General features: G+C 64.2%; 22 protein-coding genes. 6 read left to right on the plus strand and 16 right to left on the minus strand.

Annotated elements, in window-relative coordinates:
* Positions 1 to 34: 34 nt before the first annotated feature.
* From folK to folP, 3 genes are all read right to left on the minus strand, one after another.
* The gene (folK, locus tag ADJ95_RS05795; protein ID WP_049333470.1) at positions 35 to 613 is read right to left on the minus strand and encodes a 2-amino-4-hydroxy-6-hydroxymethyldihydropteridine diphosphokinase; all 579 of its coding nucleotides are present in this window, start codon (positions 611 to 613) and stop codon (positions 35 to 37) included.
* A 2-nt stretch (positions 614 to 615) separates the two neighbouring features.
* A complete protein-coding gene (gene folB / locus ADJ95_RS05800; RefSeq protein ID WP_049333471.1) occupies positions 616 to 1,047 on the minus strand; it encodes a dihydroneopterin aldolase in 432 nt (143 codons plus the stop codon).
* Between the two features lie 78 nt (positions 1,048 to 1,125).
* Positions 1,126 to 2,088 carry a dihydropteroate synthase gene (folP, locus tag ADJ95_RS05805; RefSeq protein ID WP_049333473.1) on the minus strand — a complete coding sequence of 321 codons (963 nt, stop codon included), beginning with the start codon at positions 2,086 to 2,088 and terminating at the stop codon, positions 1,126 to 1,128.
* A 157-nt stretch (positions 2,089 to 2,245) separates the two neighbouring features.
* Here folP and ADJ95_RS05810 point away from each other — a divergent pair, with 157 nt between their 5' ends.
* Positions 2,246 to 2,434, plus strand: a complete 189-nt coding sequence (locus tag ADJ95_RS05810; RefSeq protein ID WP_049333476.1) for a hypothetical protein — start codon at positions 2,246 to 2,248, stop codon at positions 2,432 to 2,434.
* Between the two features lie 125 nt (positions 2,435 to 2,559).
* Here the strand turns inward: ADJ95_RS05810 and folE are convergent, their stop codons facing one another.
* The 7 genes from folE to ppa all read right to left on the minus strand — a co-directional run bounded on the left by folE (position 2,560) and on the right by ppa (position 9,917).
* A complete protein-coding gene (gene folE, locus ADJ95_RS05815; protein ID WP_049333477.1) occupies positions 2,560 to 3,144 on the minus strand; it encodes a GTP cyclohydrolase I FolE in 585 nt (194 codons plus the stop codon).
* Entirely contained in the window at positions 3,131 to 5,338 is a 2,208-nt protein-coding gene (ftsH, locus tag ADJ95_RS05820) for an ATP-dependent zinc metalloprotease FtsH (protein ID WP_049333479.1), read from the minus strand. Before ftsH ends, folE begins: the two co-directional genes overlap by 14 nt.
* A 252-nt stretch (positions 5,339 to 5,590) precedes the next feature.
* The gene (hpt, locus tag ADJ95_RS05825; RefSeq protein ID WP_049333480.1) at positions 5,591 to 6,142 is read right to left on the minus strand and encodes a hypoxanthine phosphoribosyltransferase; all 552 of its coding nucleotides are present in this window, start codon (positions 6,140 to 6,142) and stop codon (positions 5,591 to 5,593) included.
* Between the two features lie 273 nt (positions 6,143 to 6,415).
* Positions 6,416 to 7,558 (minus strand): tRNA lysidine(34) synthetase TilS, encoded by a 1,143-nt coding sequence (gene tilS, locus ADJ95_RS05830; RefSeq protein ID WP_049333483.1) that lies wholly within the window; start codon positions 7,556 to 7,558, stop codon positions 6,416 to 6,418.
* A 94-nt stretch (positions 7,559 to 7,652) separates the two neighbouring features.
* Complete coding sequence (locus ADJ95_RS05835) at positions 7,653 to 8,894, minus strand: type II toxin-antitoxin system HipA family toxin (RefSeq protein ID WP_049333485.1); 1,242 nt, start codon at positions 8,892 to 8,894, stop codon at positions 7,653 to 7,655.
* A 45-nt stretch (positions 8,895 to 8,939) separates the two neighbouring features.
* Positions 8,940 to 9,164: a helix-turn-helix domain-containing protein gene (locus tag ADJ95_RS05840; protein WP_049333486.1), complete on the minus strand. Its 225-nt coding sequence runs from the start codon at positions 9,162 to 9,164 to the stop codon at positions 8,940 to 8,942.
* Positions 9,165 to 9,431: 267 nt separating this feature from the next.
* Entirely contained in the window at positions 9,432 to 9,917 is a 486-nt protein-coding gene (ppa, locus tag ADJ95_RS05845) for an inorganic diphosphatase (protein WP_049333488.1), read from the minus strand.
* Between the two features lie 193 nt (positions 9,918 to 10,110).
* On the opposite strand from ppa, the gene dacB reads away from it, so the two are divergent.
* The 5 genes from dacB (at position 10,111) to ADJ95_RS05870 (ending at position 18,517) form a co-directional block, all read left to right on the plus strand.
* Positions 10,111 to 11,739, plus strand: a complete 1,629-nt coding sequence (dacB, locus tag ADJ95_RS05850; RefSeq protein WP_049333490.1) for a D-alanyl-D-alanine carboxypeptidase/D-alanyl-D-alanine endopeptidase — start codon at positions 10,111 to 10,113, stop codon at positions 11,737 to 11,739.
* A 209-nt stretch (positions 11,740 to 11,948) separates the two neighbouring features.
* Entirely contained in the window at positions 11,949 to 15,044 is a 3,096-nt protein-coding gene (locus ADJ95_RS05855) for a DEAD/DEAH box helicase (protein ID WP_049333492.1), read from the plus strand.
* A 461-nt stretch (positions 15,045 to 15,505) separates the two neighbouring features.
* Complete coding sequence (locus tag ADJ95_RS05860; protein WP_049333494.1) at positions 15,506 to 16,747, plus strand: MFS transporter; 1,242 nt, start codon at positions 15,506 to 15,508, stop codon at positions 16,745 to 16,747.
* 241 nt (positions 16,748 to 16,988) lie between these two features.
* Positions 16,989 to 17,609 carry a recombinase RecJ gene (locus ADJ95_RS05865; RefSeq protein ID WP_239662801.1) on the plus strand — a complete coding sequence of 207 codons (621 nt, stop codon included), beginning with the start codon at positions 16,989 to 16,991 and terminating at the stop codon, positions 17,607 to 17,609.
* 176 nt (positions 17,610 to 17,785) lie between these two features.
* On the plus strand, positions 17,786 to 18,517 hold the full coding sequence (locus tag ADJ95_RS05870) for a metal-dependent transcriptional regulator (protein WP_049333498.1): 732 nt from the start codon (positions 17,786 to 17,788) through the stop codon (positions 18,515 to 18,517).
* Between the two features lie 120 nt (positions 18,518 to 18,637).
* Here the strand turns inward: ADJ95_RS05870 and ADJ95_RS05875 are convergent, their stop codons facing one another.
* From ADJ95_RS05875 to ADJ95_RS05900, 6 genes are all read right to left on the minus strand, one after another.
* A complete protein-coding gene (locus ADJ95_RS05875; protein WP_049333500.1) occupies positions 18,638 to 19,498 on the minus strand; it encodes a metal ABC transporter permease in 861 nt (286 codons plus the stop codon).
* Positions 19,499 to 19,500: 2 nt separating this feature from the next.
* The gene (locus ADJ95_RS05880) at positions 19,501 to 20,316 is read right to left on the minus strand and encodes a metal ABC transporter ATP-binding protein (protein WP_049333502.1); all 816 of its coding nucleotides are present in this window, start codon (positions 20,314 to 20,316) and stop codon (positions 19,501 to 19,503) included.
* A 158-nt stretch (positions 20,317 to 20,474) separates the two neighbouring features.
* On the minus strand, positions 20,475 to 21,437 hold the full coding sequence (locus ADJ95_RS05885) for a metal ABC transporter substrate-binding protein (protein WP_049333504.1): 963 nt from the start codon (positions 21,435 to 21,437) through the stop codon (positions 20,475 to 20,477).
* 298 nt (positions 21,438 to 21,735) lie between these two features.
* The gene (locus tag ADJ95_RS05890) at positions 21,736 to 22,536 is read right to left on the minus strand and encodes an exodeoxyribonuclease III (protein WP_049333506.1); all 801 of its coding nucleotides are present in this window, start codon (positions 22,534 to 22,536) and stop codon (positions 21,736 to 21,738) included.
* 155 nt (positions 22,537 to 22,691) lie between these two features.
* Positions 22,692 to 23,495, minus strand: a complete 804-nt coding sequence (locus tag ADJ95_RS05895) for an S-layer homology domain-containing protein (protein WP_049333523.1) — start codon at positions 23,493 to 23,495, stop codon at positions 22,692 to 22,694.
* Between the two features lie 246 nt (positions 23,496 to 23,741).
* Positions 23,742 to 25,070 (minus strand): glycosyl hydrolase family 28-related protein, encoded by a 1,329-nt coding sequence (locus tag ADJ95_RS05900; RefSeq protein WP_049333508.1) that lies wholly within the window; start codon positions 25,068 to 25,070, stop codon positions 23,742 to 23,744.
* Positions 25,071 to 25,394 lie beyond the last annotated feature (324 nt).

Below are 25,394 nucleotides of genomic sequence, written 5' to 3' on the forward strand. Positions count from 1 at the left end.
TCGGTCGATTCCTCTACCTTCCAGAGTGCCACACTTAGGGGCCAACGGACAGGTTCATTTCACGCATATAACGAATTGCGTCCTCGCCGGCGTCCTCGTGGGTCAGGTTGAGGTCGCGGGAAAGCTCCGCAACGCTCACCGGCACGTAGGTTACGGCGCCCCCATCGCTGCGCGCCACCAGCAGGCGCGCCTCCGGATCCATACGCGCCCACGGCGTCAGCACAAAGGCACGCTCGTGCGCGCGCGGGTGCGGCAGAGTCAGCACCGGGTCATCAGAGACGGTACCCTCGTAGTCAATCACGTCAATATCGAGGGTGCGTGGGCCCCAGCGCACCAGACGCTCGCGGTGATGCGCCGCCTCCACCGCGTTGCACAGCTTCAGCAGCTCGTAGGGGCTCAGCTCGGTCGACACCTCAATCACGGCGTTCACGTAGTCCGGCTGACCCTCCGGCCCACCCACCGGAGCGGTACGGTACAGCGGCGAGACCCGCAGGATGCGCACGCCCGCCTCCCGAAGGTCGACGACGGCACGCTCAATGGTGCTCTCGCTCTCGCCCAGATTTGAGCCCAGCGCCAGCACGGCGCGATGGGCGGAAAGCGGCCTGAGCGGCATCGTTAGCACCTCCCTTCGGTACCGGGCATGGCGGCCTGCAGGGACTCGGGAATACGCTCGCGGAACACGCTCACCGCCACGTTCTCGAAGGGAACGGTGATGGGGGCCTGCGGCTTGGAGACCTTCACCTCCACCGCGTCGATGCGCGCGAACTCGGAGAGAATCCCCTCGGCAATCCGCACGGCGAGCGTCTCGATCAGGTCAAGCGAGCCGAAGACGATTTTTTGGTGAATCAGCTCGGCCACCTGCGCGTAGTTCGTGGTCTTTTCCAGGTCATCCCCCGCGGCGGCGTCCGCAAAGTCGGTGTAGAGCGTCGCGTCGACGGTGAAGGGCTGACCGTCACGCTTCTCAAAGTCGAGAACGCCGTGGAAACCCACGGCGGTGATGCCACTAAGCGTGATGCGGTCGTGGTGGGCGTAGGCCGAATTCGGCATGGAGTCTCCTCAGTGGTTGGTTGTAGCGGGTACCCGGCGCGTGAGCCGAGCCCCGTGAGGCGCATAGGGGGGCGGTACCTACATGACGGCGCGCAGCGCGGAGGCAATAGTCACCGCGTCCACGCTAGCGGGCACGTCGTGCACGCGCACCGCCCACACGCCGCGGGCGGCCACCAGGGCGGTCACCGCCGCGGAGGCTGCCGCGCGATGCTCGGCCGGGCGCGGCTCCGACAGCGAGTGCCACAGCTCGCGCTCAGCCTCACCCGCCTCGGTTGCGGTGAAGCCGGTCGCCTTCAGGCGCTCGGCCAGGGCCGCATCCGCCGCGGTCAGGGCGTTGGCGATAAAACGCTTGCGGGAACCGGCAATGAGCAGGCGGTGGCCCAGGCCCTGCAGCTCGTCAACGGCGGCGAGCAGCTCCCAGTCCTGCACGCCGCCCTTCGCGAAGCCCAGGCCCGGGTCAAGAATCAGGTTCTGCGGCAGCACGCCGGCGGCCAGCAGGCGCTCGCGCAGTCCGGTCAGCTCCTCGACGACCTCGGTGACCACGCCGCGCGGGTACTCCGCCAGGCTGTTCATGGTCTGGGAGGTGCCGCGGGCGTGCATCAGGATGTACGGCACCTGCAGCTCGGCGGCGGTTTCAATCATTTCGTCGCTTACGTTCAGGCCGGACACGTCGTTGATGATGTGGGCACCGGCGGCGATGGCGGCGCGGGCGGTCTGCGGGTTCATGGTGTCCACGCTGATGGTGGTGCCCATCTGCGCGACTGCCTCGATGACGGGCAGGATGCGGCGCTGTTCCTCCTCCATGCTGATGCGCACGGCACCGGGGCGGGTGGACTCACCGCCAATGTCGATGATGGAGGCGCCCTCGGCAATCATGCGGGCGGCATGGGCGATGGCGTCGGTGGCGGCGTAGTGCTGGCCGCCGTCGCTGAAGGAGTCGGGGGTGACGTTCAGGATGCCCATGATGAGGGTGCGCTCGGCGGCGAGCGCATCGCAGGGCAGGGGTGCGGCAGCGGGGTGGGGGGCGGTGTCTTCGGTCATGGTTTTAATCCTACCGAATCTGCCGAATGACACAGCGCGCCATATTTGCATATGGCATACCGATTTGGGGGTATCCTGGGAGGGTATGCTCTGCCCGCGTCACAGCGGTGTGGGTTGGGCACCTCATACATGTACATACTCTAGGAAGTGACTCATCGTGAATTTGAAGACCGGCGCGTGGATTTTGTCCCTGATCGCGATTGCTTCGCTGTTCGTTATTGTTCTGGCCGAGAACGCTCCCGCGGTCCGCTGGATTGCTTTCGGTTCCGCAACCGGCTGCGGCTTCATCGCCCTGGGCCTGATCGTGACCCTCGCACTGGGCTGGGACAACAAGAACGAGGGCTAAGGCTCTTCGAGCCTTCTAAAGGCCCGGAACGGCGCTAAGCATCGGTGGCCCCGAGGGCCACAACCGCACGACAAAAGGGGCGGAGGTGAAAACCTCCGCCCCTTATAGCGTGCCTGCGAGCGCGCTTAGCGCTGCGAGAAGATCAGGCTCATCGCCTCCGCACGGGTTGCGGTGTTCATGAGCGCACCGCGTACCGCGCTAGTCACGGTCTTCGCGCCCGGCTTGCGCACGCCGCGCATCGACATGCACATGTGCTCGGCCTCAATCACCACTATGGCGCCGCGCGGGTTCAGGTGCTCCTCCAGAGCCTCCACCACCTGGGTGGTCAGACGCTCCTGCACCTGCGGGCGGCGGGCGTACATCTCCACCACGCGGGCGAGCTTGCTCAGGCCAGTGACCTTGCCATCCGGGCCCGGGATGTAACCCACGTGCGCCACGCCGTGGAAGGGCACCAGGTGGTGCTCACAGGTCGAGTAGAACGGGATGTCCTTCACGAGCACCATCTCGGAGTGGGCGATATCGAAGGTCGTACCCAGAATCTCGCCGGCGTCCTGGTGCAGGCCCGAGAAGAACTCCGCGTAGGCACGCGCCACGCGGGCCGGGGTCTGCTGCAGGCCGTCGCGGTCAGGATCCTCACCGATTGCGAGCAGAATCTCGCGCACAGCCGCCTCAATACGCGGCTGGTCGACGGCGGTCTTAGCCTCGCTCATTCTCTGCTCCATTCTGGTTCGGGGTGCCATTCTCCGGGCGTTGTACCGGAGGCACGGGGTAGTTCGGGTACTGCTGCGGCGGCATGGCGACCGTCGGGTCGGCATCCGGGTCGGCCGCCGGTGCTACCGGGGCCTGGGGTGCTTGCTGAACGGGCTGAGTCGGTGCCTGCGGGGCAGATGCCGCGGGGGTAGCCGAGGTTGCAGGAGCAGCAGGGGCTTCGGCCTTCTGCGCCTCCTGAGCCAGCTCGCTCGGAGCCTTCACCGGCGGAATGTCGGTGCGCTCGCGGGTCGGCTTGGAGTACCAGTACTCGCGCTCGGGGCGCTTGCGAACGTCCTTGAAGATCTCGGCAATCTCGTGCTCGAGCAGGGTTTCCTTCTCGAGCAGGGCGAAGGCCAGGCGGTCCAGCACGTCGCGGTTCTCCAGCAGAATCGCGAACGCCTCATCGTGCGCCTGCTCCAGCAGGGCACGAATCTCAGCGTCCACCTTGGCCGCAGTCTCATCCGAGTAGTTGCGGGCCGAAGCGCCACCGCCACCGAGGAACGGCTCGGTGTCCTCGCCGCCAAGCTTCACGGAACCAATCACGGAGCTCATGCCGTAATCGGTGACCATCTTGCGGGCAGTGTCGGTTGCCTTCTGAATATCGTTGGACGCGCCGGTCGAGGGGTCGTGGAAGACGATCTCCTCAGCCGCGCGGCCACCCATCGCGTAGGCCATCTGGTCCAGCAGCTCGTGGCGGGTCGTGGAGTACTTGTCGTCCTGCGGCATGACCATGGTGTAACCCAGGGCGCGGCCGCGCGGAAGAATCGTAATCTTGGTGACGGGGGCGGAGTTGCGCAGTGCCGCCGCGACCAGGGCGTGGCCGCCCTCGTGGTAGGCGGTGACCTTGCGATCGTGCTCGTTCATGATGCGCGAGGAACGCTGCGGGCCGGCCATCACACGGTCGATAGCCTCGTCGATGGCGCGGTCGTCAATCACGTTGCCGTTATCGCGGGCGGTCAGCAGGGCCGCCTCGTTCATGACGTTCGCCAGGTCAGCACCGGTGAAGCCGGGGGTGCGCTTCGCAACCTGCGCCAGGTCCACGGTGTTGGCAATGGGCTTACCCGCGGCGTGCACGCGCAGAATCTGCTCGCGGCCCTTCATGTCGGGGGCGTCCACACCAATCTGGCGGTCGAAACGACCGGGACGCAGCAGCGCCGGGTCGAGCACGTCGGGGCGGTTCGTTGCCGCAATGACGATGACGTTCGAGTTGCCGTCGAAGCCGTCCATCTCAACCAATAGCTGGTTCAGGGTCTGCTCGCGCTCGTCGTTACCGCCACCCATGCCGACGCCGCGGCGGCGGCCAACGGCGTCAATCTCGTCGACGAAGACGATGGCGGCGGGGTCGCTCTTCGCTTCCTTGAACAGGTCGCGCACGCGGGAGGCACCCACACCCACGAACATTTCAACGAAGTCGGAGCCGGAAATCGAGTAGAAGGGCACGCCGGCCTCGCCCGCCACAGCCTTGGCGAGCAGGGTCTTACCGGTGCCGGGAGGGCCGTACAGCAGCACGCCCTTGGGAATCTTTGCACCCAGGCGGGTGAACTTCTCGGGTTCAGCCAGGAACTCGCGGACCTCTTCCAGTTCGGCGAGTGCCTCGTCCACGCCGGCAACGTCGCTGAAGCGCACATCCGGCTTGTCCTTGGTGAACTTCTTCGCGCGGGACTTGGAGAAGCTCATCACGGAGGAGCCGCCTCCGACGCGTCCCATCAGGAACCAGAACAGCACACCAAAGAGCAGAATCGGCAGCAGGAGCGAAATCAGGGAGCTCAGGAAGCTATGCTCAACCGGCTGGTCCGTGTAGCTTTCCAGCTCGGCGGAGTTCATGGCCTTGACCACGTCCTCGGAGCGGGGCTGCACGTAGTAGAAGTTCACCGACTTACCGTAGTTGTCGTTGCCCTTCTTGTAGTCCTCCTTGAGCTGCAGCTCCACGCGCTGATCACCGTCGTAAATCTTCGCGCTCTTGACCTGGTGGTCGTTGAGCAGCTGAATACCCACGTTCGTGTCCACCTGACGCGAGGTCTGGGTGAAGAGGGAGCTCATGAAGAACGCCAGCATGACCACGGCGATTGCGCCCGGCCAGAACCAGGGGCCGTTGATGAGCTTCTTCAGAAAGCTATCCGTGCCCTTCTGCGGAGTATTGGGGGTTTGCGCCAATGCTTTGTCCTTACGTTGCGGCTGTAACCCGTTGGGGCTGCGGCATTTTCGTGCCGGAACACCCAACGATGCAACCTTAAATGTACCCTACCGCGGCCGGGGGCCAGGCACCCTTCTTCTCTATTTCACCTGCGGGCTAAAGGATGGAACCCTCCCTCAGCCATCCCGCGTGCGGGTACGGGAACGCCCCGCCCCCGCACAAACGGCGGGAGGCGGGGCGTGTATCGGCGTTTCGGGTGCCGACGATGAAGTTTAGGAGTACACGTGCGGGTGCAGGGTTGCGATGCAGTCCAGGTTGCGGTACTTCTCGGCGAAGTCCAGACCGTAACCGACCACGAACTCGGGCTCGATGTCCCAGCCAACGTACTTGACGTTGACGTCGGCCTTGACGACCTTGGGCTTGCGCAGCAGGGCGCAAATCTCAACGGTTGCGGCACCGCGAGAAATCAGGTTCTGCTGCAGCCAGGCCAGGGTCAGGCCGGAGTCGATGATGTCCTCAACGATCAGCACGTCGCGGCCGACCAGGTCGGTGTCCAGGTCCTTCAGGATGCGAACCACGCCGGAGGACTTGGTGCCGGAACCGTAGGAGGAGACAGCCATCCAGTCCATGGTGTAGTGGCCCTTCAGCGCGCGGGAGAGGTCAGCCATCACCATGATGGCGCCCTTCAGCACGCCCACGAGCAGCACGTCCTTGCCGGCGTAGTCTTCGTCGATGCGAGCCGCCAGCTCGGCGACCTTCGCATTGATCTCTTCCTTGGTGAAGAGTACGTTCTTGATATCGTCCTTCACGTCGATAGCCTGCACGATAATTCCTTCGTATATTTGGACGCTACTGCGCCTCCGGGAGGGCGCAGACCGCTCGCTGGCGGGCACCCCGCACCGGACAATGTGGATGGTGTTCGCTTTAAGTATGGCTTAAAACGGCGCCGCGGCGCACCTCACCAACCCCTCGCGCACCCGCGGGGAGCCCGATTCGAGGTATGCGCAATATCCGAATCCGCACGTGGGGGCACTATATGCGGGCCGGGCGGCAGGTTTGCGGCGACCGGCCCCGAAGCCCCGGTAGCGGAGCGGTGGCTACCCGCGGGTGGGCACGAGGACCAGCGCATCCACGCGTTCACCGGTCACCGGGTGCGCAACCTTGCGGCGGCGGTAGGCGCTCACGTGGCCGGGCATCTGAACGGGCCCAGCTACCGCATATTCGGCGGTGAAGGAGTCCAGCGCCTGCAGTCGCTCGAAGCCGGGGTTCTCTCCCCCGGCGGCCTTGCAGGCGGCGGCTAGCACGCGCAGGCGCAGCGCCGGGTGCAGCGCCGCCACCTGCGCACGGTCTAGCAGCACGGCATCCTCGCGCTCGATGCCGCGCACGGCGGTTCCGGCGGGTAGGAGCGCCTGCTCGTAGGCTACCTGTGCCTGCTCGTCGAGGTAGTCTGCATCGGGGCCGGCCACCGCGGCGGTACGGGCCAGGGAGCGGGCCACGTCCCCACCGAGGTGCTCCTCCAAGTAGGGCAGCACGCTGTGGCGGATGCGGGCACGCATGAGGGACTGGTCGGCGTTGGTCGGGTCGATCCAGGGGGTGAGGGTTTCGGCCTCGCAGATATCGAGCATGTCGGTGCGGCGCAGACCGAGGAAGGGGCGCAGGTAGGTGACGCCCCCTTCGACGCGCACGGGCGGCATACCGGCAAGGGAGCGGGTTCCGGAGCCGCGGCTCAGGCCGAGCAGCACGGTTTCCGCCTGGTCGTCAAGGGTGTGGCCGAGGAGCACGGCGCGGGCGCCGGTCGCCTCAACAACCTTCTTGAAGGCGGCGTAGCGGGCGGTGCGTGCCGCCATTTCGGGGCCCATGTTGCCGACGGGAACCTGTACCTTTTCGGTGATGACGGGGTGAAGCCCCAGGTCGGTGAGGGTCTGCGCGGTGCGTTCGGCAACCTCGGCGGAGTCTTCTTGCAGGCCGTGATCGACGATGACGGCGCCCACGCGCACGTCGCCGCGGCGGGCGAAGTGCGCGGCGATGGCGGCCAGCGCGAGGGAATCCGGGCCGCCGCTGCAGGCGACCAGGAGCAGGGGCAGGTCGGCGGCGTCCGGCTCGGGTGCGGTGCGGCTGGTGCGGGAGCGTCCGGTGGCTTTGATGCTTCCGGCGCCGAGGAGCTTTTCGAGGGCGGCGGCGAGGTGGCGGCGGGCAGTGCCGACGGCGGGGTGCAGGCGTCCTGCGCGTCCATTCTGCATGGTGGTTCCTTTATAGAAATTGCGAAGTGTCTATGTAGATAGATACTTCACGAGGAGAATTTAGAAATAACGAAGGCTCAAGAAGTCAGGAGCCTTAGGAGCGCGTATGAAGGTACTCTTCAAACTCGTCCTGGCGGCGTTCCAACTCTTTCTGCATGGCCTTAAACGGTGAGGCATTCGAGTTGAAAACATATCCCGGGGCGGCTCGGTCTGTGGGCCAGCGAACTGCTCGAGCCGCTTTGAGAGCACGAGTTAGAGCGTCTTTCTGCACCTTAGGCGGAAGACCGATAGTCTCTGCGAGGGCAAGCCAATCGTCAACAGTAATCTTCCAATCTTCGGGCGGCGAACCGTCACCGGGATTCGAATTATCTTTTCCATTGACGCTAAGCGCCATAGATAGAGATTTAATGTGCACGAGCGAACAGGGGATGTCGTAGATAGGAGCTACTTCCCATCCACGGCGTCCCTTGAGGAGCGAGATATTTTTTGCGTGCAGGTCCCCATTGCCGGTCAGCCAAGCGTAGAGAAAATGCATGTAAAGATTCCTGCGGGCAATAGCAGGGGAAGCAGCAAGCTTCACCATTGCTTGAATGACACCCTCTATTGTCACAGCAGGATTATCTTCCGTGTATTTCTCACCCGAAGGAACACCCAAAATCTGTGTGCCATCCTCCATAGCGATGCGTCCCCCGGAGGGTGTTCTGTCGAATCGAGAAACCATCAAACCTGATACGCCGTCTCGATCATAGACAAGCTCATGCTGAGCTACAGGAATCCCCATGAGTGCGGCCGCCGTGAGATGCGCAGCTTCGTTTTCCACGAGCCCGGGCATGCGTTGCGGGCTGATTTTCAGAAGCGCATCGTAGCCAGCGCCCTTCCAATGCACGGGCAGGGTTTTCATGACGGCACTCAGCTTTTCTTGAACGCCAGGCAATCCTCGACGGTCAACCGTGCCCATAAGTTCTGCAAAGGAAACAACCTCAGGGGTGTTCACCAATGCGGCAGGAGCGGTGTACAGTTCCCGTCCGTGCTCAATAATTTGTACGTCACCTGGAACGTCAGAACCAATGACCAGCAATAAGCCCAGAGTGTTGTTTTTACTGATTTTCTTCTCGGAACTAACGACGTCGAGCCTATATCCTTCGGGCAGAAGATTCTGAAAGAAAGGAGGAATTGATTCTGCAGTATATTCCGTGCCCAAAGGCAGGCTCGTAGCAACCGCCGGACCATCATATTCTGCTCGGTAGGTGAAATGAATCAGCCCGTTGGCGTCTCGCCTCAAATATGCGGCGAGAACACCATCTTTATAGACATCTGCCATAAGTTCATCTGTCATGGCTTTTCTCCAGGTTCTGTTTTCTATCGCAGTGTGCGGGAGGGGTTAGGTGAGGGGGTTGGTGATGGCCAGCTCGATGCCGAGCTCTTGGGCGACTTTGAGGACCGCACCAATTGACGGGCCGGGTAGCCCACGCTCAATATCGCGGATTGTTTTATCGCTGAGCCCGACCATCCACGCCAACTCCATTTGGGTGATTTTTTCGTACTTGCGGACGGCACGAACCTGCGCACCAAATTCTTGTGCGAACCCCGTTGCGTCGAATGTCATAGGGGTTTCCTCCTCACCACTGCAGAACCTCAGATTATACGAACTATTCTTCGTAATATGCCCATATTAGCACTCTTGGAGGTGCTCTGAGGCTATTTTCCGAAGAATAGTTCGGTTACATATGCCCTTCCGACACCCCCAAACACAGCCAAGGAACACAGTAAAAGGGGCGTGCCCACCGCCTCCAGCACGCACGAAAACTCGCACGAACCAGACGCTGGGAACACGCCCCTTCCAAAAACCTAATGCGCCTAACGACGCGGCAGCTTAGTGACCCTCAGCTGCGAAACGGTCGATAGCCTCCTGGACCATCTTCTCGGCAGCATCCAGGTCTTCCCAGCCCTCGCCCTTAACCCACTTGCCGGGCTCCAGGTCCTTGTAACGCTCGAAGAAGTGCTGGATCTCAGCCTTCAGCTGCTCGGGAACATCAGCCAGGGACTTGATGTGGTCGTAGCGCTTGTCGGTGGGAACGCACAGAACCTTAGCGTCGCCGCCGGCCTCGTCGGTCATGTTGAACACTGCAACGGGGCGAGCCTCAACCAGCACGCCGGGAACCACGTCAACATCCAGAATCAGCATGGCGTCCAGCGGGTCGCCGTCCTCACCCAGGGTGTTCTCGAAGTAACCGTAAGCGGTGGGGTACTGCATGGAGGTGAACAGCACGCGATCCAGGCGCAGGCGGCCGGTCTCGTGGTCCACTTCGTACTTCACGCGGGAGCCGCGGGGGATTTCAATAGTGACGTCGAGTTCCATCGGAACCTTCTTTCTCGTGAGTTAAGGTCACTTTCGCGGCGACATCGGCGCACGGGTGCGAAAGCTAGGTGTTGAACTCACCCATTGTAACCCGTTCGCACGTGCCGAAACCGCGTATTACGGGGGCAAAACGGGGCGGCGTAGGTAACGCCCCAATTCGATACCCGGCGCGCCCTGCCGCTATGCTCGAAGGATGCCCTCCTTCAATCCTCACGCACAGACCCCCGGCCGCCCTCACGCCGGCCGAACCCTCACCCGCCGCGCCGCCCTCACCCTCGGCGGCATGTTCCTGCTGACCGCCTGCGGGTCGGCGGCCGTGGAGCAGAAGCGTCCCGAGGGTTCTACAAGCCCCTCGGGAAGCGCATCCGGCACCGCCAGCGAGCCGGCTACCGCCTCCGCAAGCGCCACCCCGAGCCTCGCACCCGCACTGAACGCAGAGGATGCCGAGCGCCTGCGCGCCAGCCTCGACAAGCTATTTGCCGACGGCACCTACCCGCAGTACAGCATCCTCGTGACCGGCCTGGACGGCGGCCTCACCGGTACGGGCGCGACCACCGCGCCGGGCGACCTCTACGCCGCCAACGCCGACACCGCGCGCGTGCCCGCCTCCACCGTCAAGATTCTGACCTTCTTCACCCTGAGCCGTCACGCCAACCTGCAGGCCCGCCTGACCACCCGCGCGGTGCGCCAGGGCGATGCGCTGTACCTCGTGGCCGGAGGCGACTCGCTGCTGGGTGCGGGGGCCTCCGACCCGAAGCAGGTCGTGGGGCGGGCCGGCCTGGCCACCCTTGCCGAGCAGACGGTCAAGGCCGTTGCCGCGGGCGATAAGCCGACCAGCGCCATGCCCGTCTACCTGGACACCGCGCTCTTCACCGGCCCGAGCGTCAACCCCGGCTGGGAGGAGGGCGACGTGTCCAGCGGGCAGATTACCCCCATCCACCCGATTGCGCTCGAATCGCACACGGTGCCGGGCAAGTCGACCGCAAGCAACCCGGTACGCCCGGAGGACGCCGCCGTGGCCGCCCAGCAGGCGTTCGTGGATGCGCTCAACACAGCCGGCAAGGAGTCGGGCCTGAGCTTCACCCTGGCCGAGCGCGCGACCGCGCCCACCGGGGCGACCGAGGTGGGGTCGGTGGAGTCGGCCACCCTGTTCGCGCAGGCGCAGCACATGATGCTCGAATCCGATAACGCCCTGGCCGAGGTTCTGGGACGCTACGCCGCCATCGCCGCGGGCAGGGAGGGTAGCGCCGAGGCCGCCCAGCAGACCGTGCGCCAGACGCTCGTGGATGCCGGCGTGACCGTGGAAAACCTGGTGCAGGCCGACGTGTGCGGCATGTCGTTGACCGACCGCGTGACCCCCCGAACCCTCGTGCAGGTTGTGGCTCTGCTGAATGCTGATGAGCATGCGGAGCAGCTGATGAGCACGTTCCCGGTCGCGGGCGACAGCGGAACCCTGGCCGATCGTTTTACGGCGGCGAATTCGGTGCACGCGCGCGGCTTTGTGCGCGCCAAGACGGGCACCCTCTACACGGTGTCCTCGCTGTGCGGCGTGGCGACCCGCCCGGACGGCACGCGCCTGATCTTTGCAATTATTCTGAACGACCTGGGCGGGGCGGAGGCCCTGCCCGCGGCAAAGGAGCACGTGGACGCTGCGGCCGCCGCGATTGCGGACCGTTCGAGCGCGCCGAGTGCGTCTGCCGATGCTTCTGCGGGGGCCTCTGCGACGACTTCAACCCCCGCGCCTGCGACGGCTTCGGCACCCACCTCTGAAGGGGCGAGCGCCCCGGCTTCTGAGGCACCCGCGGCGGGTGCTGCCTCCTAGCGGGTGCGTCTAAACGACCCCGAAATCCCCCTAAATCATCCCGTGTAGGTTGATTTTTTGTAGTGTTTCACGTGAAACCCGAAAATCAACCTCTCAGGGCGAGGGGCCGACTCGGGATGCTCATAACCCTCCAACAGGGGTTCGCGCCCGCTCACCCGGCAAGGTTTCACACCCGCCTTGTTTCTCTCTTCTCCAGCAGAAAAGTCACCATGGACCTTACCTTCACCCTCGCTGATCTGACCGCAACCTCCGCCTGCGAGCTGCGGCTCTACGCCGAGCTTCAGGAACGTGCACAGAAGCAGACTGCGCGCCCGGCCCCCGAGAAGTCCGAGCGCGCCCGTGAGGCATACCGCGAGTGCCTGCGAGTACTGACCGAGGGCGGAATGGTCGGCAGTGGGGTGGTCACCGGTGAGCATGCGGGCGGTAAGGCGCGCCCGGTGCCCCTGGCGGCAACCTCCGCGGCGGGGCTGACCTACACGGTGGAGCTCGACCGCCTGGAGTACGCAGTCACGAACGGCGCACCCGCGGACAGCACCGCCGAGGGCAATACCGCACGAATTATCTGCACCCCGCACCTGGGTGAGGCGGCGCATCGGGCGTTGCTGCGCGGTGCCCTGGCGGCGCACCTGCTGGCCGCCGGGGTCGCCAAGAGCGCCGAGAACGCGGTGCGCCTCGACCTGGAGCACGGCATGGATGAGTACGGCGCGAATGAGTACAGCGCGGGGTCCGAATCGGAGTCCGCTGAACATACTGGGCCCACCGAGCACCACTCCCTCGTTCCTCAACCTCACCGGGTTGATTCGGTGCGTATTCTGCCGCTGATTCGCCTGCAGGAGCAGCGACTCCTCCTGCTCACCCAGGCGCTGAACGAGGGCACGGAACCGGCGGAACTTGCCGAGCGCATCCCGCATTTTCTGACCTGCGACGAGTGCCCGGCGTGCCTGAACGCGGCGGCTTCCCTGGCTCTTGCGACCGACGCCCCGGAGCTCGTCACCGAAGACGCCGTTGAAGACACTGCCGAAGATACCGCCGAGAATCCCGAAACTGAGGAGTACCCGGTCATGTACCAGGTGCCCGCCGCGGTGGAGAACGACAGCGAACAGTACCGCCTGCAGTGCCTGCTGGATGCCCAGCTCGCCTCCCTCGAAGAGCACGCGGCGGAGCACGGCTGGGGTGCCGGTGAGCTTGAGGCGGCGATGCTGCTATCCATGACGAACTATCACCGCCGCGAGCGTGCCCCGTTCTGGCGTGAGCACATTCGCCGCCTGGAGGACGGCCCGACGGCATGGGTGGCGAGCCGCGATTACGCGTACCTTGATCGGGTGCAGGTGCTTTCGGCGGAGCATGCGCATGCTCTTCTGAGCACCCCCGCCGAGGAGGAGGCGTTCGCCGCCGCCATGAAGGAGCCCACCGAGGTGCCGGACGCCCCCGGCTGGTATCGTGTGCGCGGCGCGCAGGTACGCCTGTTGCGCGCGCGAATTGAGGCCGACCCGAGCCTGGTGATTGCACCCTCTGACCGTGCGGTGTTTTGTGCGTATGAGGCGGGGTTGAGCCCGCAGATTGCGCTGGACCGTATGGAGTCGCAGCTGAATTATTTCCGTGCGTCGAATCCGGGTGAGCGTGTGCCCGCTGAGTTGGCGGCGACGGGTTTCTTTGGCATGCGTGTGCTGGCGGTGGCGCAGGGCGGTTTCGGTGCCGAGCCCGAAGGCTCCGAAGAGCCGGCCGGCGAGTTCCTGGAGGTGCTTCTGCAGGAGCGCATCCGCGTGAAGGATGAGCCGCACGGTGCCCTGCCTTCGGGTATTGGTCCGGGCGATCCGGTGTCTACGGCGACGATTGAGGCGGCCCTGCAGGCCGATGTGCACGGGCTGCTGTTCGACGGCGCTCTCATGCCCAGCGACCCCGTGCCCGGCGAGGATTCCGAGCCCTCCGATGCTCCCTCCTCGTCCCGCACCCTGCCGAGCGTGGTCGAGGCGGCGGCTTCGCTGACGGGGGTGAAGAGCGCCTCCGCGGATTTGCTGTTCCGCCGCGCACCGCGCCTGAAGAAGGGCGCCTCGAACGCCAAAAATACAGAAAATCTACCTCGTAAGGTTGATTTTCCGGGTTCTGCCCTACCCACGGTGGATGCCGTGCACGCGGCGGTTCGCGCCCTCGACCGCTCCTATGTGGCGGTTCAGGGCCCTCCGGGTGCGGGTAAGACCTTCCTCGCCTCGCACGTGATTGCGCGCCTCGTGGCGGAGGGCGCGAAGGTGGGCGTGGTGGCTCAGTCGCACGCGGTGATTGAGAATCTCATGTCGGCGTGCTGCGCCCGCGGGGGTTTTGATGCCTCCCGCGCGGTGCGTCTGCGCGGTAAGTCGGTGACTCCGGACGCCCCGTGGTCTGAGGTGTCTGATTCTGAGCTGGTGGAGCTGATTTCTGGTGTGGGCGGCCTGCTGTTTGGCGGCACGGTGTGGGATTACGTGAGTGAGCGTCGCGTGCCTGTCGGGTCGCTGGATGTTCTGGTGGTTGATGAGGCGGGCCAGTTCTCTCTGACGAATACGGTGGCGGCGGCTCGTGCGGCGCGTTCGGTGCTGCTGTTGGGTGATCCGCAGCAGTTGCCGCAGGTGTCGACGGGTGTGCACCCGTACCCGGTGGATGTTTCGGCACTGGGCTGGTTGTCTGATGGGGCGGCGGCGCTGGACCCTCGTTTTGGCTATTTCTTGGGCGAGTCGTGGCGCATGGATTCGGCGTTGTGCGAGCGGGTTTCGTGGCTGTCGTATGATGGCGCGTTGGCGAGCGCGGCGGCTACGGCTGGTCGCGTCTTGCGGGGTGTTGCGCCGGGTGTGGTGTCGTATCCGGTGGAGCATGCGGGTTGTTCGGTGCGTTCTGTGCAGGAGGCGCAGGCGGTGGTGGATTGCGTGCGCGAGTTGTTGGGTCGTGAGTGGGTTCCGGCGGCTGGTGCTGAGCCGCGCCCGTTGGCGGCGGAGGATTGCATTGTGGTGGCGGCGTATAACGCGCAGGTTGATTGTGTGCGTGAGGCGCTGGTTGCTGCTGGTTTGGCGGATTCTTCGGGTGCTGGCGTGCGTGTGGGCACGGTGGATAAGTTCCAGGGTCAGGAGGCTGCGGTGGTGTTGGTGTCGTTGGCGTCGTCGCGGGTTGATTCTGGGCGCGGTGCCGGGTTTGTGCTGTCGCCGAATCGTTTGAATGTGGCGGTGTCGCGCGGTCAGTGGCAGGCGGTGTTGGTGCATTCGCCGTGGGTGGCGCGTTCGGTGCCGCAGGATGTTGAGGAGGTGCTGGCTCTGTCGGGCTTCGCGGGCCTGGTGGAGTAGCGCCTAGTGCGGCCCTTATTCTGCGCTCTTCTACACTCCCCCGCCCGCTGCGTTGCGGGCGTCTTTGGTGTGTCCGCAATCGGGTTTAGCTGAGGTTCAGCCGAGGTTGTTGGGTGGAAGCACCAAGAATGAATTATAGTCAAACTAACTCTAATGTCAATACTCAAAATAAGGGAAGTTTTTCAACCAGTGTTCATGTATATGATTAACGTCTCTTATAGAATCTAAAGTATCGCGCGACACACTTCTTGTGCGGGGGTGGCTCCCGATGAGCCGCCCAGTGCATCCTCAACCACCCCGTGATGACCGGCGGGCACAAGCGAAAACAGACGAATACAGGCAGGCACAGCCGGCTGTCGGGGTATTCACTCATACGATTGCGCGCTACGAATTGCGCACAATGAACTACGCACGACGGATTGCACGCCGCGCGACACCCAACCCCATCGTGGAGGTCCCCCATGAGTGTCAACACCGAGTTACTCAAGAATAGAGATTTTCGAAATACCCTTTTCGCCATTGGAGCCAACCAGCTCTCAGACTCGATGAGCTATATCACCACGCCCATCATTATTTTGGCGCTGACCGGCTCCCCCGAAGCTGCGAGTATCACCCTCTTCGTCGCGGGTGTTCTCGCCACCTGCGCCGGGGCGATATCCGGAACATGGGTTGATAGAATCGGCCCCTCGAAGTGCCTGGCGCTGTCCTGTATCGGCCAGTCGCTGTCCTGGGTTGCGATTCTTCTCTACCTCGTTTTCAATGTCACCAATATTTACGTTTTGGTGATCACGATTTCTCTCGCCGCCATCATTTCAACCTTCGACTACCCGAGCGAGCAGTCCATCATCACCCGCGTAGTCCCCAAGGAACACCTGGGGTACGCCTCCGGCATGGGTGAGACGCGCGAATCCACCGCTAACCTGCTGGGCGGCCCGGTCGCCGGCATCATTATCGGTTTCTCGACCGTGCTCATGACCGCAGTTCATGCGGTCGTCAACCTGCTGGCGTTCATCGTCGCACCCAAGAGCTACGGCGCTAGTCGGCAGCCCGCGGAAGAGGAGGAGAACGAGAAAACCAGCTTCTGGCAGGACTCAAAAGCCGGTTTTGAGTACATCCTGAAGAACAAGGTGCTGGTGTCCATCGCGTTCGTTTCAACGCTTGCGAACTTTGGAACGGTCGGTATTCCGCTCACCTTCATCTACTACTACACCCTGGAGGGCGCACACCCGCTCTTCATTGGCATCTTTGCGAGCGCCTTCGGCGTGGGCGTGCTGCTCGGTTCGTTCCTGGTCGGCCCGCTGACCGAGAAGTTTGCGCTCGGCCCGCTCGGTATCACCTCCCTGGCCATCATGTCGGCGTGCTACCTGTTGCTGCCGGTGGTTCATTCGATGCTGTGGGCGGTGTGCCTGCTGATTGTGCTGGCGGGTATTGTGCTCCCCTCCTTCAATTCGAGCATCATTGCGTACATTAACGCATCCACCCCGGAGCACATGATCGGTCGAGTGCACTCGGTGCAGGGCATCCCGAACATGGCGCTGACCCCGCTGGCTGTTCTGCTGGCAGGGTTCCTCATTGTTGATTGGGGTATTACGTACACGGCACTGTTCTACGCGGTGTTCATTTTCCTGTCGCTGGTGGTGATGGTGTTCCAGAAGCCACTGCGTCAGCTGCCTCATATCTCGCAGGTAACGAACGCACAGTAGTTCCGTGGTAGCGCCGTCTATCAACTCCACTCAACGCCCCCGAAAGCGAATAATTCAACGTGCACTTGCATGAAAATTATTTTCTTTTCGGGGGTGTTCTACATCCTTTCAATGATTTTTACATGCGGTGTAACGTTTCAATAATTACCCTTATCAATGCGTATTTTAGGGGTTTTGAGTGTTGCCGGTATTACGCCGAACCTTACGCTGGGCGTTGAAGGTTTTACGGCATAATAAGAGGGTGTTCGTTCTTACTTTCATCCAACGTTCCGCACAGCACTCACTCACTGCACTGTCGGACGAACTCGCCAAACTCAACCCGCGTGTTGCCTTCGCCCAGACCTACCCTGACGAGATTCAGGGTGCCTTCGACCGGGCCAGCGATGCACTGCACGCGGCACTGATGGCCGCCCGCGATAACGGCTTCTGGGTGGGCATCGGAATCGGCGAGCTCAACATCCCCCGCTTCGCCGGGGCGCTCGGCGCCGTCAGCACCACCGACTGCACCGGTGACGCCCTCGAATTCTCGCGCCTGGCCATCGAGGAGGCGCAGGGAGGCGCCCCCGTCCGCTGCATCAGCATCAGCGCGGACAACCACCACCTCGCCGAGCTGGCCACCGGTTCCGCACGCCTGCTCTACCGCGTCTGCGCCGACCGCACCGACGCCGAGTGGCGCGTCGTGAACCTGCTCGTACCCGGTGTGCGCGGCCAGCAGAAGGCCGCCGCAACCGCCCTGGGAATCACCACCCAGGCGGTCAGCCGCACCCTCGTCCGTTCCCTCTGGCACGAAGAGCAGGCCGCCCGCGGCGCGCTCATCGAACTGATGACCCGCATCGAGCGCACGCACCGCCGCGCCGCCTAAGCCTCGGTAAGCCCCGGGACGCCGGCCCGCCCGAACACGCGGTGCCGGCGCATCCCGCGCATCCCGTCTCGCCATGATGGTTCACGGCCGGGCGGGATTTTGTATTTTCGGGCTATTCTTCAGACCCGGCGGACCGCCCCGGCAGGCAAAACCGCAGAAAAGGTAAACTTATCTTTATGCCTCTTTCAGAACTTTCCGTCAGCACCCAGAACTACCTCAAGGAAATCTGGCGCCTCGAAGAATGGACCAAAACCCCTGCCACCGCATCCGCCCTGGCAGAACGCATGGGCCTGCGCATTTCTTCGGTATCTGACGGCCTCAAGCGCCTCGCCGCCGCCGACCTGATCGAGCATCAGCCCTACGGCGCCATCGAGCTCACCGAGATTGGGCGCGCCTACGCCCTGGCCATGATTCGCCGCCACCGCCTCATCGAAACCTTCCTCGTTGAGACGCTCGGCTACACCTGGGACCGCGTGCACGACGAGGCGGAAGTTCTCGAACACGCGGTATCCGACTTCATGGTGGACCGCATCGACACCCTGCTGGGGCACCCGACCCGCGATCCGCACGGCGACCCGATTCCGGACTCTTCGGGGCATATTAGTTTTCCGCAGACCGTGCCGCTGAGCCAGTGCGAACCGGGCGAGACGGTCATGCTCGAACGCATCAATGACGAGGACCCGCGCTTGCTGCGCTACCTGCACGGCCACGGCTTCGTGCCCGGCGCGCGCCTCAAGGTGGAGGAGGGCGCCCCCTTCTCCGAGGCGGTGAACGTGAGCGTGGTGGGTGCCGGTTCCGGCAACCTGCACGAGACGGACGAGAGCGGCGCGGTGGTCTCCGGGAGCACGATTATTCCGCTCGGTGCGGAGGCGACCGCCTCCCTCTTCGTATCGCGCCCCGCGCGCTAACCCCGGGCTTCGCGGCCCCTCCCGGGCGGTGCGGGCACCACTCACCAGCATACCTTCGCAGATAGTAAACAGCGGGCGGGGACACTCGAGAAGTGTCCCCGCCCGCTGTTGTGCCGGCCGCTAGGCTTCGGCGACCTGTCGACGAGCCCGCAGGCGCGCCACCAGGCCGTAGCGCGGGGCCAACGCGTAGGCAATCGCGAAGAGCAGCCCCTGCGTGACCACCACGGCACCGCCCGGCGAGACGTCCAGGTAGTAGCTGGCGTACAGGCCGGTCAGCGTTCCCGCGAGCGAAACCCCCACGCTCACGCCGAGCATGGGCACGAAGCGGTCGGTGAGCAGGCGCGCCGTGGAGCCGGGGATAACCAGCATCGCCACGACCAGCACCACGCCCACGATCTGCAGGGCCACCACGGAGGTGAGCGCCAGCATCACGAGCAGTAGCGCGCCGAGCAGGCGCGGACGCAGGCCAACGGCGCGCGCAAACCCCGGGTCGAAGGCGTACAGCACGAAGTCGCGGCGCTTAATGAGCAGCATGGCCGCCACGAGGACCGCCAGGATGGCGACCTGCGTGACGTCTGCCCAGGACACGCCCAGCACGTTGCCGAAGAGGATGTGGTTCAGGTCGGTATTGGACGGCGTGACCGAAATCAGCACCAGGCCCAGCGCGAAGAGGGTTGTGAACACGATGCCGATGGCGGCGTCCTCGCGCACGCGGCCGCTGTGTTGCACCCCGCCGATGAGGGCCACCGCCACGAGGGCGGCAACCACCGCGCCGACGGCGAAGGGCGCGCCGAAAATGTAGGCGAGCACCACGCCGGGCAGCACCGCGTGGGAGATGGCGTCCCCTATGAGCGACCAGCCGAGCAACACGAGCCAGCAGGAGAGCAGGGCGCAGACGGCGGCGGCGATAACGGTGACGACCACGGCTCGGAGCATGAAGGGCAGGGTGAGCGGTTCCACCAGAAAATCCAGAATGTTCATTCTTAGTTCTTCCCTTCCGCAGAGCTGTTCGTAGTAGTGCCGGAGGTAGCAGCACCGGGGGCAGCGGTAGCGACCGACGCGCCGGCGTCCACTTCCATGCCGAAGGCACGCACCAGGTTCTCGGGGGCGAGCACCTTCTCGGGGGTATCGTGCATCAGAATATCGCCGCGTAGCAGTAGCGCCTCGTCGGCGAACTGGCGCAGGCTCGCTAAGTCGTGCGTGGAAACCAGCACGGTCGCACCCTCATCACGCAGCTGTTCGATGACCTGAATGAGCATCGCCTCGCTGCGCTTGTCCACGCCGGCGAAAGGCTCATCCAGCAGCAGCAGCTGGGCGCCCTGGGCGATAGCGCGTGCCACGAAGGCGCGCTTACGCTGACCACCCGAGAGCGCCCCAATCTGACGGTCGGCAAGGTCGGTCAGTTCCACGCGGGCGAGCGCCTCATCCACGGCGGCACGGTCCGCGGCGCGCAGGCGACGGGTGATGCCGAGATTGCGGTAACGGCCCATGCTGACGACCTCGCGCACCGAGATGGGGAAGGTCCAGTCAATCTCCTCGCTCTGCGGAACGTAGCTGACGATTCCGGCACGGTGGCGGTGGGCGCGCTTGCCGCCGACGGCCTGCCCGTCCAGGGTGATGGTGCCGGCGTGCGCGGGCACAACCCCCATGATGGCTTTGAAGAGGGTGGACTTGCCGGAGCCGTTCATGCCGATCAGGCCGCAGATACGCCCGGTGTCCAGGGTGAAGGATGCGCCGGTGAGGGCGCGGACTGGCCCGTAGTTCACGTGCACATTTTCGCAGCTGAGAAGAGTGCTCATTCCTTGTGTTCTTTCTGGTGGTCACCGTATGCGTGGGGCGGGTGTTAACGGCGTGGGAGGAGCGGAACCAAGAAGGCGACCGCCCCTCCTATCCTATCGGGGGTTTGGGGGTTACCCGGGGTTTTCGATACCGGGTTTGGCCCGGGTTTATTCGGGGTTTAGGAGTTGCCCTTGAGGCCCGCAACGATGGTACGTGCGTCGTAGCGGATCATGTCCAGGTAGGTGGGTACGGGGCCGTTCGAGTCCGAGAGGGAGTCCACGTAGAGCACGCCGCCGAATCGGGCGCCGGTCGCGTCGGCCACCTGGCGCATCGGGTTGTCAGAGACGGTGGATTCACAGAACACGGCAGGAACGTGGTTCTCGCGCACGTAGTCGATGGTGGAGGAAATCTGCGAGGGAGTGGCCTGCTGCTCGGAGTTGACCGCCCAAATGTACTTCTCGTTCAGCCCAGCGTCGGAGGTCAGGTAGGAGAAGGCACCCTCGCAGGTGACGAGCGCGCGCTGGTTTTCGGGCAGGGTGGAAATCTCGCTGACGAGCTCGTCCCGCACCTGCTGCAGCTGCTTCTTGTAGGCTTCGCCGCGGGTCTTGTAGTCGGCGGCGTGCTCCGGGTCGAGGGCGCTAAACTCGCGGACCATGACGTCCACGTACTTCTGCACGTTGCTGGGGCTCATCCAGGCGTGGGGGTTGGGCTTGCCCGCGTAGGCGTCCTCGGTAATGGAGATGGGCGTGACCCCCTCGGAGACGGTCACGTGCTTAGCGTGGGATTCTTCAACGAACTTGGCGAACCAGGATTCGAGGTTCAGGCCGTTGTCGAGCACCAGGTCGGCAGCGTGCGCCTTCTTCACGTCGGAGGGGGTGGGCTCGTACTCGTGAATCTCTGCGCCGGGCTTGGTGAGGGATTCGACGTTCAGGTCGTCGCCTGCCACGTTGCGGGCGATGTCTGCGAGCACGGTGAAGGTGGTGAGCACGGTCTTCTTGCCGCTGCTGCTCTTAGCGCCGTCGGTGGTGCTGGCGGTGCTACCGCAACCGGTGAGTACGAGTAGCAGGGTGAGTGCGAGGGCGGCGCAGAGCGCCTGGATGAGGCGGCGTGCGTTGCTGCCTGCGGGGGTGAGAGCGTTCATGAGGCATCCTTCGTTGAAAGTCACGGGTTTGAGTATGTGGTTGATGCGTTGGGATTTGCCGCGCCGGGACGATAGGGACACGGTGTGTCTGCGCAGGCATCATGATGCGCTTTTGCCTGTCTTCCCGGGCGGAATTTAACAATAGTTCGGATAGACGAACTTTTCAACTAAGCCACACGGAAACTTTGGGGGAGGACCGCGCCCCGAGACGCAAAACCGCGGGAGGCGGGGGAACGCATCCCCCGCCTCCCGCGGTAAATATCCCGGGTTGAGCACCCGTCAAAGCTATATACTCGGCCTAGTCGGCAATCTCCACGACCACCGGCGTATGGTCGCTCGCGCCCTCACCGGCGCGTTCCACCCTATCGATCCAGGCACGTTCCACGCGTGCGGCGAGCGCGGGCGAGAACAGCTGGAAGTCAATGCGCATGCCCTCATCCTTGGTGAAGCGGCCCGCCTGGTAGTCCCAGTAGGTGTACTCGCCCGGGGTGTGCGGGCGCACTACGTCCACCATGCCCTCTTCGAGTAGGGCGACGAAGGCTCGGCGCTCGGGCTCGGAGACGTGGGTCAGCTCGTTATCACGGAAGTAGTCGATGTCCCACACGTCGGTATCTTCGGGGGCGACGTTCCAGTCGCCAACCAGGGCGAGCTGCGACTGCGGGTTGGCGGCCAGCTCGTTGTGCACGTTCTGGCGCAGCGCCTCCATCCAGCGAAGCTTGTAATCCATGTGCGGGTCGGTCAGGCCGCGGCCGTTGGGCACGTACAGGCTCCAGACGCGCACGCCGCCGCAGGTCGCGCCAATCGCGCGGGCTTCGAGGACTTCGGGCTCGCCGGGCTTGCCGAAGTGCGGCTGGTTATCGAAGCCGCGCTGCACGTCTTCGAGGCCAACTCGGGAGGCGATTGCCACGCCGTTCCACTGATTCAGGCCAAAGTGCGCAACCTCGTAGCCCATGAATTCGAAGAGGTCGAAGGGGAAGGTTTCGTCCTTGGTTTTGGTTTCTTGCAGGGCGAGCACGTCGACCTCGCGCTCGTCGAGCCAGTCTTCGACGCGGTTTTCGCGGGCGCGGATTGAGTTGATGTTCCAGGTGGCAATCTTCATGCCTTCTAGCTTAGCGGGTGCGGGGAGCTCACCTCACGGGCGGGCGTATCGGAGGCATGCCGGTACACCACCGCCCGCCTGCGCAACCCGGTGGGTCGCACCGGCGGGCGGTGAATATATGCACTAGTCAGCGCTGATTTTAGCCAACGTCAGCCCTAGTTACCGGCGGGCGTTCCGACGACCTTCAGGCCGGCCTTCTCGTAGGCCCGAAGCATGTAGAGCGCATCCGAGAAGTACAGCGGATCGCCGGGCTTTACCTTATCCGTCACGCCGTCGCCGTCACGATCGGCCGCCGGGTACTCGCCCAGAGTGCGGGTGAGCCAGCGGCTCTCGGTGGCGAAACGGCTCTTCCGTGCGGCCGCGTCTTCCTTGCGCTGCGCATCGCGCTCAGCCAGCTTCGGGCGGCGAATGGTCGCAGCCCCCTCGGGGCTACCCGCCGCACGGTACAGGAACGCGGAGAGGGTGTAGCGGCTGGCGCGGTCGTCGGGGTGGAAGAGGCCGTCGTCCCAGCCAGCGGTGATGCCCGCATCCGCGGCCCAGATGATGGCGGCGTAGTCCGGGTCGCTGGCGGGCACGTCAGCGTAGGGAGAGACGGCCGGAAGGTCCTTCACAGCGGGCGAGCCGGCCATGCGGTAGAGCAGGCGCACCAGCTCGGCGCGGGTGACGGTCGCATCGTGGCGACGACGAGCGACATACTCGCCCTCGTCGAGGTAGCCGCGGCAGACGGCCCACACGCCGGATGTGGGGGTGGCATCGCCCACAAGGCGTTCAACGCAGGTGTTGTACTCGGTGTCAGCGTTGTTTCGGGGCGGTTGAACGGCGGCCACCGCGGTCTGGGGGTGGGGCACCACTGCGGATGCGCCCACCGGCAAGGCACCCAGGGCGAGGGCGACGGTCAGGGTGAGCACGCGACGCAGGGGTCGTGCGGGTGCAAGGGAGCGTGAGAAAGCCGAAAGCATGGTGCGGTCCTCGTACATTGTGGTTGGAAACCGGCCGGAAGGAACCGGTTGGGTCGGTGCAACACCGAAGGAAGGCACCGGGCCGCCCGCGGCGCGCGAGCGGTTCCGGGCAGGCGACAGCATTAAACCTTCCCTTTTAATAAAGTTAAAGTACATCTCGATAATTTATTCAAGATGAAATTGAATTCTTGGTGAGTGGTCGCCCCGACGCGCAACCTCTTAGCGCGCGGCTCCCCCGCCCGGGCCCTAGCCGCGCATGACGTTATACGCCTCCACGCGAAGCTGAGCGGGCGTGGAGGTGGTGTGGCGCAGGTCCTCCACCTCAATCACCACGTTCGCGCCCATTTCACCGGTTACGTAGACGCGGCGACCCAGCATATTGCCGTCGCCGATCCGCTCGTCCTGCGCAACGCCGTCGGTAATGCGCAGGTCGTAAATCTTGTTTTCGATGTAGTAGCCGTACAGCGAGGCGGCCTGCTCGGGCGGGTTATAGGAGACGGGAGCGACCATGCGGGTACCGCGGGCATTGCGGCTGATGTACCAGTTGGCCGCCTCGTCGGCGCGGGCGGCACCGCTGACGGTTCCGGCCCAGCTGGACGCCTCACCCGCGCAGCCGATGAAAACGTTATTGGCCCACTCAACGAGCCAGCCGTGGCCCGCGTTGGAGCGGGCGGTGCAGCCAATGAACATATTGCGCTCACCCTGCACAATCCAGCCCGCACCGGCGTTGCGGGTGCCGGGTTCGTAGAGGGCGCTCTTGCCGAGGGTGCGGTGGTTGCTATTGCTGGAGCAGTTCTCGAACTTGGACTGGGCCGCGTACACCTCGATACCGGCGTAGGAGCCGCCGCTGAGGTTGGCTTCGGCCACGTCAACGCCGCGTAGCTTGTTGTCGGCCGCGCCGGAGTTCAGGCCTTCGGTACCGCGGCGGCGGTGGCCGACGGGCTTGCCGAGCAGCAGGCCCTGGTTGAGGGTGCGGCGCACGGTCACGTCGTCGATTTTCATGCCCTGGTCGTCCAGGCCGAGCACGGCCACGCCAATGGCGGTATCCCAGACCTCCACGCCGGCGATGACGGGCACGACGTCCGGCTCGTTGAGCTGGTCACCCGTAAAGTGCGTGTGCATAATGACCCCGGCAACGTGGTCAAGCGGGGTGGTGTGCGCATCCAGCGGGTAGCTATCGATGGGGGTGTTAGCAGCGTTGGTGCGGATGTGCAGATTGCGCACGCCCATGCGCATGGGCTTGTTCGCGTTGTAGGCACCGTAGACGGGGGTCGTGTAGCTACCCACGTGGAACACACCGGTGTACTCGATATACCCGTCGCTGGTGGCGGGAATGGCTCGGTCGGAATGGGCGATGACGACGGTCGCGGGGCCCTGCCCGATAACCTCGACACGGTGCTTGATTTCGATGAAGGGGTAGGAAACGCGGTAGATGCCGCGGGGTAGCTCAACGGATCCGCCGCCGTGCGAGGCGACGTCGTCGACGGCTCGCTGAATGGCCGCGGTGGAATCCTTGGCACCGGTGGGATCTGCGCCGTAGTTGACGGCGTTAATGCTCATGGGAGTATCAGGCACGTGAGGCTCAATTCTTTCCGGGAAGGGTGTGCCGCGGCCGGTATACGGGCCGCGGCGGGGCGGTTGAATTGAGTGAATAGGGTGCGCGGGCGGTGCGCTGTGCTGAGCGAGTTGAGCGGTGCGGGCCCTTTCGCGCGGGGCGAGAGTGGCTCCTGCTCAAGGGTACCGCATTGTGCCGGCGGAGGCGATGACCGGCACCCTGCGCCCGCCCACTCCCTTGCCGTCTCCCCCGCAAAGTGTGGCGGGCCGCACATGAGACGGGGCGTTTAAACGCCGCGGGGGCGAGGATTTCTCCTCGCCCCCGCGGCGACTGGTGTCGATTCC

The sequence above is a fragment of the Rothia mucilaginosa genome (genome assembly GCF_001061665.1).
GTDB lineage: Bacteria > Actinomycetota > Actinomycetes > Actinomycetales > Micrococcaceae > Rothia > Rothia mucilaginosa_A.